This is a genomic window from Kitasatospora sp. NPDC029312, assembly GCF_055569215.1.
In genome coordinates this window covers 54,628-68,156 of the sequence record NZ_JBVHXY010000028.1, presented here as the reverse complement: position 1 = coordinate 68,156, position 13,529 = coordinate 54,628, and the positions used below count along the sequence as shown (strand labels likewise).

Genomic DNA, 13,529 nt, shown 5'->3' with positions numbered 1-13,529 from the left:
TCGCTGGCCCCCGTGCCCCCCACTCGGCTCTCCCCCCCCCCCCCCAACACCCACCCCCCCCCCCCCCCCCCCCAACCCCCCCCCCGCCCCCCCCCCCCCCCCCCCCCCCCCCCCCCCCCCCCCCCCCCCCCCCCCCCCCGGCGGCCTGCTCTGCGGGCGGCTGGGTGGCTCGGGACCGGACCGGAAGGCGTCGACAAAATATGCAGACCGGTCTACAGTCTCCCGCATGGGAGCCAAGGGCGAGGAGACCCGGGCCCGGCTGATCGCCGGCACCCGGGAACTGATCGAGCAGCAGGGGTACTTCGGCACGGGCCTCAACCAGGTCCTGGCCGCCACCGGCGCGCCGCGCGGCTCCCTCTACTTCCACTTCCCCGGCGGCAAGGACCAACTGGTCGCCGCCGCACTGATCCAGTCCGGCCAGGAGGTCGCCGACCTGCTGTCGGCGCCGGCCGCCGAGGGGGCCGATGCCGCCGCGCTCATCCAGCGCCTCACCGAGGTGTTCGCCGAGCGCCTGGCGCGGTCCGACTACACCAAGGGCTGTCCCATCGCGACCGTCGCCCTCGAGGTCGCCGGCACCAACGAGCCGCTGCGGGCCGTCTGCGCCGAGGTGTACGACGGCTGGCAGCGGATTCTGGCCGAGCAGTTGACGGCCGAGGGCTTCCGGCCGGCCGAGGCCGAAGTCGCCGCCGGGCAGGCGCTCGCCCTGATGGAGGGCGCGGTGCTGCTGGCGTCGGTCAGGCGCAGCCGCGAGCCGCTGGACGACGCCCGGCACGCCGCCCTCCACCTCATCGGCACGAAGAGGTCCGGCCGCCGCCCGTAGGGTCCTGATGAGGTAGCTCCTGGGGCGCACCGCCGGTCGGTGGCGCGTCTTTCTTTCAGCCAAAAATATGCAGACCGGTCTACAGAAAGACCTTATCGATGACCGCCACCCTTCTTCCACCACCGCCGCGCACCCTGGTCCTCGGCGCCACCGGCTTCCTCGGCCGCTGGCTGCTCCTAGAACTTCTCACCTGCGGTGAGCCCGTGGCCGCCGCCGTCCGCGACCCCTCACGCGGCGCCGCCCTCCGCCAATGGCTGCGCGAGCACGGAGCCGACACCACGGCACTGACCACCGTCACCGCCGACCTCACCCGTCCCGGCCTCGGCCTCACCCCGGACGACGACGAGCGGCTCGCCGAGGTCCGCGACGTCCACAACCTCGCCGCCCGCTACGAGTTCGGCCTCACCCGCGCCCAAGCCGAACCCCCCAACGTCCTCGGCGCACTGCACGCGCTGAACTGGTCCGCCACCCGGCCTCGGCTGCGCCGCCTGGTCCACCTCTCGGGCTACCGGGTCGGCCGCGACCCCGACCCCCGCTACCCGCTCGACGCCAGCGCCACCGCCGACCTCTACGCCCACCTCGGCGCCTACGAGGCGTCCAAACAGCTCGGCGACGCCGCCGTCCGCGTCACCGCGCCCCGGCTCGGCGTCCCGCTCACCACCGTCAACCCGAGCAGCGTCATCGGCCACTCACAGACCGGCGAGGCCGGCCAGTACCTCGGCCTCGCCCAGCTCGTGCGCCGACTCCACCGCGGCCGCCTCCCCTTGCTGCCCGGCAACCGGCGAACCTTCCTGCCCGTCGTCACCGTCGACCACCTGGCCCGGTTCCTCGCCGCCGTCCCCGCCCACGACCAGACCGCCGCTGCGGCCCACACCGTCCTGGACCCTGCCACCCCCCTCCTGCCCGACCTGATCACTCTCCTCGCCACCCACCTCGGCGTCCGCCCACCTCGCGGCCTCATCCCGGTCCCCCTCGTCCGCCGCCTCCCCCGCGCCCTCACGGGAGCCGACCCGGAGACCCTCACCTTCCTCTCCGAGGACCACTACGACACCTCCTCCGCCGACCACCTGTCCGCGGCAGCTGGTCTCACCCACCCACCCGTCGTCCCCGCCCTCCACCGCTGGTCCACCCGCCTCACCCTCGACGCCTCCGGCGACCACTGACCTCCCCACGCAGGAAGTCGCCCCGCCCGACGTCCCACGCATCCCAACCCCAACAACGGCCACCCCACACCCCCAACGAACACCCCACCGCCGCACAGGAAGTCGACGGGACCGACTTTCTGGTTCTGACCGCTCTTTGGTGAACGATCGTGGGCAGAGACCGCAGGTACTGGTGCTGAGGGTGTGGCCGCACCTGGTCACAGGTGCGCGTCTGCAGAGGCGGTCATGACGGGATCGGAACCACTGGGCAGTAGTTCAAGCGCTAGAGTCACGGCCTCTTCAGCGGTCTCGACTTCGCCGATCAGGGCGACGGGATTGCGCCGGCGAACCCTGAACCGTCCGTTGTGCAGGGGCTCGATCGATCCGGCCTGCACGGTCCAGGGATAGAATGGTGCCAGGCACGGCAGACGCTGCCAGATATGAAGTCCTTCTCCGCGGGAGCCTTGTGGCGCCACAGGTGCCTGATCGAAGGCCATGCCGAGGGTGGGGTCGCGGTGGACGGTGGCTTCGGCGATCCGTTCGGGCGGGGTGTCGGCACCGAACCCGCCGGCAGCGACGCTGTCCGCGCCTAGCAGGCCGTCATGCTGCCCCGCTCGATCGAGGCCGCGACGGGCAGCGCGCGGACTCGACCACCTCGTGCCGCCGATGGCGGCCCGTTGAAGGTGCCAACCAGGTTCGATGTCGGTGCCTCAGTGGGAGCTGGGGGACTCCGGTCCGTGCCGATCAAGTGATACGACGTCGGGCAGTGGGGCGCCGGGGTTGTGCCGACTCCTCGCTGAGTGCTGGCAGCCACCGATGCATCGAGCCGAACGCAGGTGAGTCGGCGGTGTGGTGGGCATTCAACCTCACGCGATCCGCCTGAGCAGTTCTCCTCGCCGAAGCCGCGTCGATCGGACGGACGCAACCACCGGATCAACGCCCACCAGGGGGTAGCGGGGTGGTGGCCAGCCAGTCCTGCAGTTCGCGATGGCGGAACTGGTAGGCGGGACCTGCCAGGCGCAGGAGGCCGAGGTCGGTGGCCCAGTCCAGGAAGGTGCCGAGGCGGAAGGGAAGTATTCGACAGGCCGTCACTACGAACGCCAGGTGGAGCTGTGACAGGCCACCGGTGAAGCTCACGGTGATGAGCGCGCCCTCGGCAACGGCGAGGATGGCGAGGTCATGGGCGTCGTGGCCCTGCCCGAAGGGTGAGATGAGGCCCAGCAGCGTGCCGGTGACCACGCCTGCCATCAGATCGTCGCGCAACACGCTGCGTGGGGAGCGGGCCGGGCGGGAGGGGTTGACGTGGGTGCCCAGCACGAGCACGTACAGCGGCAGGAGGGCGGTCGAGGACAGCCCGAGGTGCCAGCTGTGGGCTTGCATGAGGAGGGCGAGACCGCTGAGTACCGTCAGTTGCAGGACGGTCCATACCGGCTGCGACCACATTCTGGCACCGGTTCCCAGGCTTCGTGGGTTCCGCCAGAACTGTGTGGAGGCAGCGAGCAGGCCGGGCACCCCGAACCCCAAGGTCTTGTCCGTCATCTCGCCCGCTGCCGAATATTTTTGATGCAGCGGAAGGAGGCCGGTGAGGAAATCGATGGCCATCCAGCCCCCCACGATCATCATGTTCTGCAAGAGCCGTGATTTTCTCGGCATCATCCGCCAGAGCTCGTGCAGGGTAAGCACCGTGCGGGGCCCACCGTCGTCACCGCTGGTCTGCAGATAGTGGGCGAGTTGGTGGAGCCAACGGTGGACGTCCGCCGGTGGGTAGCGCGGCGGATCGATACTCGGCTGGGTGGGGTCCGGCTTCAGCAGGGCGGGGATGTACAGGGAGAGCAGATGCTGGTCGAGCTTGTCAGCCGTACGGAACCTGGTGAGCTCGTCGGGGTGGCCGTCGGCGCCGTAGACGGTTGCTACCAGGCACAGCCGCCACGGGGTGGAGAGGAGAACCGCGAGCGGTGCGTCGGGCCGCTTCTCCAGGTAGGCGAGCAGCTTGTGCCAGCGCGCTTGGTCGGCGGCGCGCTCGGTGAGGTAGGCGAGGGCGGTGGCGCGCCGAACCTTGTCCACCTGGACCCGCGCGGCATCGAGCAGTCGGCTGGACTCCGCGGAGCCGTGGCCCGTGGCGAGCACGTCATAGGTATCGCCACGGCAGGTGAGGATGACCGGGCCGGGCCGTAGACCCAAGTAGTAACCGTTGATCCCGCGCAGGGCCGCCCGGGCGCGGGGAGCCGCCGGATCTGGCTTGCCGTTCCCCCGGGGAGGGTCCATCTCGTCCAGGCCGTCGAGCACGGGCAGCACCCAGCCATCGTTGACCAGGCGCCACGCCTTCCGCTTGGACCAGCGGTACGTTTTGTGCAGAACATCCGTCAGGAAATCGGTGAGTCCTACCCCGGTGGGCCAGTCGGCGAGAGGGATGCGGACCGGCACGGGATGGTCAGCCTGGCGCTGTTCGAGCAGCGCGATCATGAGCTCCATCGCGAGCACCGTCTTGCCCGCTCCGGCGGCCCCGGTGACGACCAGCCGGCCTGGGGCGAGTTCACGGTAGTACCGGACGATGCCCGCGACACCCTCCGCGTCGGCCAGTTGCCGACCGGTCGGCCCGGCGTTGCGCGCCTCCCGGCCGGGCTGGGCGACGCGGGTGTACTCCAGGTCCAACCGCTTGTCGGCATGCCCGAGCAGGCGGCGGCACTCGGCGCCCTCCAGCTGGTACACCTGCGCGGCGAGTTCCGCCGCCCATTCACGGGGCCCGGGGCGAAGGTTCCTGAAGGTCACCTTGGCCGTCTCGGCCTGGATCACCGGGGCGTTGAACTCACCACCGCTGATGTTGTTGACGGTGCCCGCCGGGCGCCCGCTCCACGCCCGGAGCAGGCGTCGCCATCGCTCCATCAATGCTCAGAGCCCCTCCGCCCCGCGTCCGGTCAGTCCGTTGACGGCCTGACGGGCGGTGGGGCGGCGAGATTGAAGGAGACGTTCGAGAAGTCCCGGCCCTGCTGGACCGGTGCGTTGAAGGTTCCGCCGGAGATATGGCTGCTCGTTCCGTCGGTACCGGCCTGCACGAGCTGCACCTTCGCCTGCTCGTGCCAGTGCTGCAGGGCACTGCGGAAGTCCGGGTCGAGCGCGGAGCGCACCGCCAGCGCGGTGCTCAGGTGCTGCGCCCGCTCGGGAATACCGGGTTCGCGCTCCAGGGCTACCAGCTCCGCCTCGCCGGAGCTGAGCTCAGGAGCTGACGCCCCATCACTGCGACGAAACGGAAGGCGGACCAAGGCTGACAGGCCGGCCCAGATCTGCTTGCCGATCTCACCTGCGGCGCCTGCAGCGAGCCTCGTCAGTAGATCCACTGCTATCTGGTCCATGCCCACCTCCGGTCGTCCCATCCATTCGGTCACCTCACTCTACGGGTGACACCGTTGCCAGTACGCCGGATTGGACTACTCGGATCCCGGGGAGATGCGCAGACCCGGCGCTGTTCCAGAGCAGTTGAGAAGTCGAGCGCCCGGTGAGCCTGCCGGTCGGACCTGGCCGTTGGAGTAACTGATCATTTTTCAGAGCGCCGTCCCGAGTTTGCCGGAGGCAGATGATGCTGCAGGCCAGCTCAATGAGGTCATGGGCAAGCCGACATGGGCACCGCGTGGTTCCGCCATCTCCTCTCAATCGTCGATGGTCGCCAGCCGAGTCGGCGGTCAGGAATTCGCGTGCCCTGCCTGTCGGGCCGTGCGAACATCGGCCGGTGATCGGTAGTGCGGAGCTGTTCGCCGCTGACCTGGTCGGGAGGGGTCTGCTGAAGGTGGCCTCGGCTGGGCATGAGTGCGCTGGCGAGGAGCGGTCGCTGGTCACTCTGGCTTCGCCTTGAGGGGTAGCTGTACCTGCGGTACCGGCACCGGCGAAGGGATCGCCGAGCAGCATCCGAGCGAGAGCGTCAACGCCTGGGACGTCGAGGTCACACCACACCGCCGCTGATCGATCGGAAGGTTTGAGAACGATGGTCAACCGCCCCCACAGCGACTACGCGATCACCGCGATGTACTCCGTGGCTGACGACGCCTGGTATCTGGAGCTGGACCTCGTCCGGGAGCAACGGGCCGTTGTGACCGCGGTCGTGCCTGACGAGGATCCGGCACGTGAGCCGACGGTGTGCTTCGATCCGCGGGGACGGCATCTGGACATCCCGTTCGAGGTCATGCGCTGGTTCATGGACCAGGTTGCGGATGAGATACGGAGGTCCCGCGCCTGGATGCGGCTGCGGCCTGAACTGGTCGAGGTCATCCACCGCTTGCGCCAGGAGCATCTGGGACTCATCGATGACGCCGACTTTCCCGACGTCCTCGCGGAGTTGCGCGCCGCCGTGCCCGGGGCCGATCTCCCAGCCGTTCTCGCGGCCGCGTTCGGGCGGAAGGCCGATCTCCCCGCTGTAGACGGCGTGCAGGCGTGCGAGCTCGGCGACGCGGGGGTGGCTGGGTGCGGTGGTTGAGCTGGTCGGCTGCGACGGGGTGGACCGGGGCTGCGAGGGTCAGGGGGTCGCGGCGGTCCGGTCGGAGTTGCTGCGGAGGACGCAGAATTCGTTGCCTTCGGGGTCGGCGAGGACTGCCCAGCCGGAGCCGTCGGGGTTTCGGTGGTCGGCGCCGAGGGTGGCGCCGAGGTCGAGGAGGCGGGCGACTTCCTGATCGCGGGAGGTCTCGGGGCGCAGGCACAGGTGGAGGCGGTTCTTGACCGTCTTGGGCTCGGGCACCTGGTTGAAGTAGAGCGTGGGGCCCTCCGCCGGCATGAGCTGGACCTCGTGGTCGCCGGGCTTGTCGTCCGGGTGGAGCGGGCGGCCGGTCACGCGGCTCCAGAAGCGGGCCAGCTCGTAGGCGTCGGCACAGTCGATCGCCACGTTCTGCACTACCGAGACCATGCGCGCGAGTCTTCCCTGCCTTCGTGCGGGACGCCACCGTGGGCTGCCGTCAGCTTGAATGATCAGGTTGTCGGCGCGTTACGAGATGGTGCCGCCCCGCCCGAGTGCGCGGGGGGCGGGGCGGCGGACGCGGTCAGCCGGCCGTCAGCACTCCCGCAGGCCGTTGTGGAAGTACCAGTTGCCGTCTGCGTAGGCGCCGTAGACGTACGCCGTTCCGAAGAAGTTGCCGTTGGTGCCGCCCACCTGGTACCAGACGTTGCCCTGGTTGTTGATGTTCTCGCCCCTGGTCCAGCACTCGAGGTAGATCTCGTCGGAGGACCATGAGTACGAGTACACGTCGCCGGCGACCTTGGCCGTCCAGGAGTACGGCTGCGAGTAGACGCCCACACCGTGGCCGCTCGCGTGGTAGCGGAGTGCGTACCAGCCGTCGGCGGCCGCGCTGCCCGCCGAGACGCCGACCGCACCGGCCGCGACCGCCAGGACGGCCGCCGCGGTCGCGCCGCGGCGGCCGATCCTCTTGAGAACGCCCTTGATCATGTGAACTCCCCTGTCCGGTCGAACCGCTGCCGTGCCGCCCGGTCGAGCTCGGCGGCGGGACACAGCTGACCGGATCGCCCGCGTCGTTCGATACCGTCTGACGGGAACTGACAACACCTGACACCGCCCGGCGAACGGCCCGGACGGGATTCCCGCCACCGGATTCGGCGGGACGCTGACCACCACCGCCGGCTGTCACCCTGGCCCGCCTGTGACAGGCGACAAGGGTCTGACACCTGACACCATCGAAGACCAGCTCGGTCCAGTGCAGTGCCCGGACGGCCGGGCGGGCGGGCGGGTTACGGCGCCTCGCGGACGGCCACGGCGTCGCCCGCGGCCGCTGCGCCCGCGAAGAAGTCCCGCAGCTCGCGGAGGTCGTCGACGACCCGGGCGGCCCAGGACTCGGACCAGGGCGTCGGGTAGTCGAGCCGCGCGACCGTGCGGGCGAGCACCGTGTTCTGCTGGCGGACGAGTTCGCCGAGCGCGGAGTCGCGCAGGAAGAGGGAGGCGGCCGCGACCTGTCCGGGGCTCAGCACCGGCACCTCGGAGCCTTGATCCCGGCGCGCCCCTCCGTAGACGGGCAGCCGGGCGGCCGGGTCGGGGTGGAGGCCGTTCTCGGTGAGTGCGAGTTCCATCAGGACGGCCGTCCGCCGGACGCCGAGGGCGAGTCCGGCGGCGGCCAGCCGGTCGTACCGGCCGTCGCGGTGGCGCGGGACGAGCTCGCCGAGTTCCTGCGGCGAGCAGGTGTCCGCAGCGTGCCCAGGCAGGCGGCGCCAGAAGTGATCGACACTCACCCGGAAAGCCTATCGAACGGCGGGTCGGTGATCGGCCGCTCAGGCCTCGCCGGGGTGCCAGGCGGGCCATTCCCAGGGGCGGTCGGCCCAGTGCACCCGGAGTGGGTCGCGCGGGTCGAGATCCGGGAAGAGCTGGTGGAGGCGGGGTTCGAACTCCTCCGGGGCGAGCGGCTCCCAGCCGTGGCCCTCGAAGTGGACGAGGCGGTAGCGGCTGTCGGTCCGGAACTCGGCCACCTCGACCAGGGGCGTGGATGTGCTGTTGGTCTCCATGACCCCCAGCATGTGGGGCGACGGCAATCAGCGCCCCTTCAGACCCCTCTTCCGGGTCATGTCCCGGCGACCGCCCGCTCGTTGAGCATGGGAAAGATACGGCGGGGGGCGCTCTGGAAGGACGAGGACATGACTGGGCAGCCCACCGGAGACCAGTGGCAGTGGCCGTCGAACGCCTGGCAGCCGCCTCCGGTCCCCGCTCCACCGCCACCGGGGGCGCCGATCGCCCCTGCGCCCCCGCCACCGCGGCGCCGCTCCCGGAAGGTCTGGGCGGTGACGGCGGGCGGGACGCTCGCGGTGCTGGCCGCCGTCCTGGTGATGTGCGAACCGGGCTCGGGCGACGACGTCCGGGTGGTGGCCGTGCCGGGCGCCTCCCCCTCCACCGCGACGCCGACTGAGCTGCTGCCGGTCTCCCCGCCGGCGGCGAGGCCCGCGCCGTCCCCGCTGCCGCCGCCGGTCCCGGCGATCACCCAGTTGGGCGGGATGGGCGGAATGGACGGGATGGGCGAGACGGCGATCCAGCCGCCGGGCCAGCCGACGACTCAGCCGACGGCCCCGGAGCCGTCCGAGACCCAGCGCGCCACGGCCGGCCCGCACCCGAAGCCCGGCCACACGACGCACCCGACCCCGTCCGCCCACCCGGCCCCGCCGTCCGCGGGCGGCTCGGCCCCCGCCTTCGGCCCGGGCACCATCTGTGACCAGGCGGAACGCGTCGGCCGCTGGCCCACGGGGTCGGAGCAGGCCCGTCTCTGCCACAGCATCTACGGCTGAGCGGCCGGCCCAGGGGCTGGGTGGCGCCACCGGCCCACATCACGGACACCCTGGCCCGGGGTGTCGGCTCACCGCGACGGGGCCGCCGCCGAGCAGGGGGGACCGGCTCGGCGGCGGTTTCGTGAGGAAAGCAGCAGGCGTGGGTACGACCGTCGCAGGCGGCGCGGCAGATGGGGATGTGCTTGCCCGGCCTCGGGTGTCGGTGAGGCGGGCAGGCGGGCAGGCGGGCGGGGCGACGAGCGCCGCGAGGCGGCCGGGGTGCGGGCCCGGCGGACGGTCCGTTCCGCCGGCTGCCGTAGCGGTTGAGGGCGGCCATCGGGACGAGCTCTCCTCGAAGCTCTGGCCGGGTGCCGAGGCGAGCAGCGTCGGCACGCCAAGGGCTTAGGCGGGGCGGCGGTGAGCGCGACGATCACGGCCATCGTGGTGCAGCGCCCGCTCCACCCGGCGCAGGTCTAGCCAGGCGGGCAGCGCGATGAGCGCGAACCGGGCGGACCCGGGGCAGGGCGATGGTCAGCACCGGCCGGTGTCAGAGGTACCAGGCGTACGAGAGGCGTCCGGCGCAGGGCCAGCCGGCCGGCTGGCGCCTGCCGGCAGCAGACCGGCAGCGCCCGTGAAGGGCGAGGTGCGGTCGTGTGGGACGGTCGGCGCCACGGCTGCCGCTCGCGAAGGTGGAAAGGAGACGACGGCCCGGAGACCGCCGTCCAACGCAGGCCCGCGCCGACCCGCGCAGGCCCAGCCCCAGCGAAGCGCCACCGACGGCCACGGCGACGAGGGCGACAAACGTGACGAGGGTTGACCGCGAGGGCGCCCCGCCGCCTTCAGGACACGTCCCCGCCGACTTCAGGACACGTCCCCGCCCTCAGGGCGCCCCCCAGCTCCTTGATGAGCTGCTCGAAGCGCAGGTCCGGCCGGCGCGGGATGCCGAAGCGCTCGTCCCCGTACGGAAACGGGCTGTAGACGCCGGTACGGCGGTACCCGCGCCGCTCGTACCAGGCGATCAGGTCCGCGCGCTGCTCGACCACCTTCATCTCCAGCAGCCGGACGCCCCACTCCTGCGCCACCCGCTCGGCTTCGGCCAGTACGATCCGGCCGATGCCGCCGCCCTGCAGGGTGGGGCGTACCGAGAACATGCCGAAGTAGGCCCGGTCCCCGCGCCGCTCCAGCTGGCAGCAGGCGATCAGCTCGCCGCCCCGCTCGGCTACCAGCACCACGCCGTCCGGGTCCTCGACGGCCTCGGTGACGCTTTGGGGGTTCGTGCGCTGCCCGTCCAGCAGGTGCGCCTCGGTGGTCCAGCCGGCCTTGCTGGCTTCGCCCCGGTAGGCGGACTCGACCAGCGCGACCAGCGCCGGGACGTCGGCGGCGGTCGCCCGGCGGAAGACGGGCTTCCCGGCGGGCCCGGTGGCGGTCTCGGACATGGCGGTTCCTCTCCTCGAAAGTCGACGTCCGGGCATGGTGCCACAGCGCTTTCGGCACGGACCTCGGTGCCCGCACCACGGAAACCGGCCACCCGCGTGCCCGGCCACGGCGTCCCGCGCCGTGTGACGCGGGTTCAGGATGTGGCCGTGGAGGCCTGGCGGAGCTGGCGGGTACATGGCTAACCTGCTCCCCGACCGGTCCAACCACCGGTCGTACCGGGCCCGTTGGGCCGTCCGGCCCCGGGCTGACCGCACGGAACCAGAGGAGTGTCCATGCCCCGCTCTTCCCGCTCCGCCCGCCCCACCGGTACCACCAGATCCACTTCCCGCCGCCGGCTGCCCCTCGCGGCCGCGCTCGCCGCCGCGACCACCCTGGTCGCCGGCGTCGCCGCACCCGCCTACGCGGCCGGACCCGCCCCCATCGCCCCTGTCGCCCCTGTCGCCGAGGGCCGTACGGCCTTCCACCCCGACCGCGACTTCGCCGGCTCCACCGTCGCCGCCCACGAGGGCCGCTCCGGCGCCGCGCCCGCCGCGTCGCTCGCCGCCACCCAGACGGCGGGCCTGGACGTCGCCAGCTACCAGGGCAACGTCAACTGGCCCTCGGTGGCGGCGGGCGGCGCCCGCTTCGCCTACGTCAAGGCCACCGAAGGCACCAGCTACACCAACCCCTCCTTCGCCCAGCAGTACAACGGCTCCTACAACACCGGCCTGATCCGCGGCGCCTACCACTTCGCGCTGCCGAACAACTCCTCCGGCTCCGCCCAGGCCGACTACTTCGTCGACCACGGCGGCGGCTGGTCCGCCGACGGCAGGACCCTGCCGCCCGCCCTGGACATCGAGTACAACCCGTACGGCGCCACCTGCTACGGCCTCAGCCAGAGCGCCATGGTCAGCTGGATCCGCTCCTTCAGCGACACCGTGCACTCCCGCACCGGCCGCTACCCCACGATCTACACCACCACCAACTGGTGGTCGACCTGCACCGGCAACTACGGCGGCTTCGGCGCCACCAACCCACTGTGGATAGCCCGTTACGCCCCCACCGTCGGCACCCTGCCGAACGGCTGGGGCTATCAGACCTTCTGGCAGTACGCCGACTCGGGCACCTTCCCCGGTGACCAGGACCTGTTCAACGGCGCCACCGACCGCCTGAGCGCGCTCGCGCTCGGCTAGCCCGCGGCCCGCGTGGTGATGCGACCGTCGCGCCAGTGGCTTCCCGGACGGGGCGGATGACCTGACGGACGCCGGGCGGGAACGGCTTCGGCCGTTCCCGCCCATGGGACGAAGCGGACCGCCCTGGGTGGAGGGTGCGGCCGCCGACGACCCACGCGAGCGAAGTGCCCGGTCAGGCGGTGACGTGGTACCAGTAACCGCCGGTGCGCAGGCCGACGTAGTGGACGTTGCTGCCCGTCTCCTTGGCCTCGTACATCATGTCGGCGCCGGTGGCGGGGTCGGTGCCCGCGTAGAGGATGACGTGGGTGGTGGTGTGCGCGCCCGTGCCGAAGTACTCGAGGTCGCCGGGCCGGCGCTGGGACTCCGTGATCAGGGTGAGGTGCTTGTCCAGGGTCTGCTGGTCGGTGTCACCGCCGTTGGCGAGGTCGATGCCCGCGCCGAACCAGTAGGCCGCGCGGACCAGTCCCGAACAGTCCAGGCCGGCGGTGGTGTCGGCCGGGCAGGGCTGGATCGAGCCGGTGTAGCCGTCGCAGGTACCGAGCGACGGGCCGGGGCCCTCCCCGCGCAGCGAGTGGCCGCCGCCCCACACGTACGGGACGCCCAGGTAGGACTTCGCCGCGTTCAGAACCTTGGCGGGGTCGACGGGCCCGCTGGGCAGCGGGGTCGGCGTACTGCCGTACAGGGCGTCCTTGGTGGCCGTGTCGACGATCCCGTTGATGGGCAGGGCGTGTGAGGCCTGGAAGTTGCGCACGGCCGTGTCGGTGGCCGGTCCGAACTGGCCGTCCACCGTGAGGCGGCCCGCGCCGAAGGTGTTCAGCATCGTCTGGAGGGTCGTGACGCACGCACCGGTTGCGCCGGTGCGAAGGTCGCCGCACTGGGTGCGCAGGTCCACGGGGCCGGAGGCAGCGGCGGCCGCCGCGTCCAGCGCCGACTTGGTGGCCGGACCGACGATCCCGTCGACACCCAGCGCGTGCGCCGCCTGGAAGGTGCGCACGGCCGCGTCGGTGGCCGGCCCGAACCGCCCGTCCACGGTGATCCGGGCACCGGTCAGGTCGAGCTCCAGCTGGAGCTGGGTGACGCAGCCGTCGGTCTCGCCCTGCTGGAGATCGGCGGGGCAGGCCGGGGAGGTGAGGGGGACCGGGGCCGGCGCGGCCGTGGCGGGTGCGGCCGACGCGGTGTACGCGCCGGCGCCCGTCAGTACGGCCGCCAGGGCCAGGCCCAGCGACAACCGGCGCCGGGTGGGGGGAAGGGTGCTCACAGGAGGATCTCCAGGCTCGTGATGACGGGTCAGTCAAGGGCATGGTGCTTCACCCTCCGGCGCTCGACGTACTCGACGGACGGAGGGCCGCGCTGAATTCGGGCAGGGGGAGTCAGAACCTGCTCTGTGCAGCGCGTTCCGCAGCGGCGACGTGCGAGCCGCGCCGGGCTGGGCGGCGGAGGCTGGCGCTGCGGACAGACCGAGGACGGCGCGAGGGCGAGGGTGCCACCGGCTGGTCGGGGCCTGTCGAACGTGCGGACCCCGAACCTAGTTCGGCCCCGGCCTCGGCAGCCATGGAGAACCCCGTCTCAAACGTCCCATCTTCGCCCTGAGACGTGTTGAGACGCCCGGAGAGGCGTCGGGACGCGTCTGAGCGCGTCTGAGCGCGTCTGAGCGCGTCTGAGCGCGTCTGGGCGCGGACGGGTGCCGGCTCTGACCCGTCGGCGCTCATGGAACCGGGC

The 13,529-nt window shown here is 71.8% G+C and carries 14 protein-coding genes; 5 read left to right on the top strand and 9 right to left on the bottom strand.

Going from position 1 to position 13,529, the window contains the following annotated elements:
• Nucleotides 1-226 precede the first annotated feature (226 nt).
• Both ACZ4WV_RS22790 and ACZ4WV_RS22785 read left to right on the top strand, forming a co-directional pair.
• The gene (locus ACZ4WV_RS22790; protein WP_465749512.1) at nt 227-820 is read left to right on the top strand and encodes a TetR/AcrR family transcriptional regulator; all 594 of its coding nucleotides are present in this window, start codon (nt 227-229) and stop codon (nt 818-820) included.
• 98 nt (nt 821-918) lie between these two features.
• Entirely contained in the window at nt 919-1,983 is a 1,065-nt protein-coding gene (locus tag ACZ4WV_RS22785) for an SDR family oxidoreductase (RefSeq protein WP_465749511.1), read from the top strand.
• A gap of 197 nt (nt 1,984-2,180) precedes the next feature.
• On the opposite strand, the gene ACZ4WV_RS22780 is transcribed toward ACZ4WV_RS22785, so the two are convergent.
• From ACZ4WV_RS22780 to ACZ4WV_RS22770, 3 genes are all read right to left on the bottom strand, one after another.
• Nucleotides 2,181-2,459, bottom strand: a complete 279-nt coding sequence (locus ACZ4WV_RS22780) for a DUF6193 family natural product biosynthesis protein (protein WP_465749510.1) — start codon at nt 2,457-2,459, stop codon at nt 2,181-2,183.
• A gap of 436 nt (nt 2,460-2,895) precedes the next feature.
• Nucleotides 2,896-4,755: an NACHT domain-containing protein gene (locus ACZ4WV_RS22775; protein ID WP_465749508.1), complete on the bottom strand. Its 1,860-nt coding sequence runs from the start codon at nt 4,753-4,755 to the stop codon at nt 2,896-2,898.
• A gap of 122 nt (nt 4,756-4,877) precedes the next feature.
• Nucleotides 4,878-5,312, bottom strand: a complete 435-nt coding sequence (locus ACZ4WV_RS22770; RefSeq protein ID WP_465749506.1) for a hypothetical protein — start codon at nt 5,310-5,312, stop codon at nt 4,878-4,880.
• 626 nt (nt 5,313-5,938) lie between these two features.
• Here ACZ4WV_RS22770 and ACZ4WV_RS22765 point away from each other — a divergent pair.
• Entirely contained in the window at nt 5,939-6,427 is a 489-nt protein-coding gene (locus ACZ4WV_RS22765; protein ID WP_465749504.1) for a hypothetical protein, read from the top strand.
• A gap of 39 nt (nt 6,428-6,466) precedes the next feature.
• Here ACZ4WV_RS22765 and ACZ4WV_RS22760 read toward each other — a convergent pair whose 3' ends face one another.
• The 4 genes from ACZ4WV_RS22760 to ACZ4WV_RS22745 form a co-directional block, all read right to left on the bottom strand.
• Nucleotides 6,467-6,850 carry a VOC family protein gene (locus ACZ4WV_RS22760; RefSeq protein WP_465749502.1) on the bottom strand — a complete coding sequence of 128 codons (384 nt, stop codon included), beginning with the start codon at nt 6,848-6,850 and terminating at the stop codon, nt 6,467-6,469.
• Nucleotides 6,851-6,994: 144 nt separating this feature from the next.
• The gene (locus ACZ4WV_RS22755; protein WP_465749500.1) at nt 6,995-7,387 is read right to left on the bottom strand and encodes a hypothetical protein; all 393 of its coding nucleotides are present in this window, start codon (nt 7,385-7,387) and stop codon (nt 6,995-6,997) included.
• A gap of 299 nt (nt 7,388-7,686) precedes the next feature.
• A complete protein-coding gene (locus ACZ4WV_RS22750) occupies nt 7,687-8,181 on the bottom strand; it encodes a hypothetical protein (protein ID WP_465749498.1) in 495 nt (164 codons plus the stop codon).
• Nucleotides 8,182-8,220: 39 nt separating this feature from the next.
• Complete coding sequence (locus tag ACZ4WV_RS22745) at nt 8,221-8,451, bottom strand: hypothetical protein (protein ID WP_465749496.1); 231 nt, start codon at nt 8,449-8,451, stop codon at nt 8,221-8,223.
• A gap of 129 nt (nt 8,452-8,580) precedes the next feature.
• Between ACZ4WV_RS22745 and ACZ4WV_RS22740 the strand changes: the two genes are divergently transcribed.
• Complete coding sequence (locus ACZ4WV_RS22740) at nt 8,581-9,222, top strand: hypothetical protein (RefSeq protein ID WP_465749494.1); 642 nt, start codon at nt 8,581-8,583, stop codon at nt 9,220-9,222.
• Between the two features lie 818 nt (nt 9,223-10,040).
• On the opposite strand, the gene ACZ4WV_RS22735 is transcribed toward ACZ4WV_RS22740, so the two are convergent.
• Entirely contained in the window at nt 10,041-10,637 is a 597-nt protein-coding gene (locus ACZ4WV_RS22735) for a GNAT family N-acetyltransferase (protein WP_465749492.1), read from the bottom strand.
• 273 nt (nt 10,638-10,910) lie between these two features.
• Here ACZ4WV_RS22735 and ACZ4WV_RS22730 point away from each other — a divergent pair, with 273 nt between their 5' ends.
• The gene (locus tag ACZ4WV_RS22730) at nt 10,911-11,810 is read left to right on the top strand and encodes a lysozyme (protein WP_465749491.1); all 900 of its coding nucleotides are present in this window, start codon (nt 10,911-10,913) and stop codon (nt 11,808-11,810) included.
• A 172-nt stretch (nt 11,811-11,982) separates the two neighbouring features.
• Here ACZ4WV_RS22730 and ACZ4WV_RS22725 read toward each other — a convergent pair whose 3' ends face one another.
• Nucleotides 11,983-13,068 (bottom strand): peptidoglycan-binding protein, encoded by a 1,086-nt coding sequence (locus tag ACZ4WV_RS22725; protein ID WP_465749489.1) that lies wholly within the window; start codon nt 13,066-13,068, stop codon nt 11,983-11,985.
• Between the last annotated feature and the right edge of the window lie 461 nt (nt 13,069-13,529).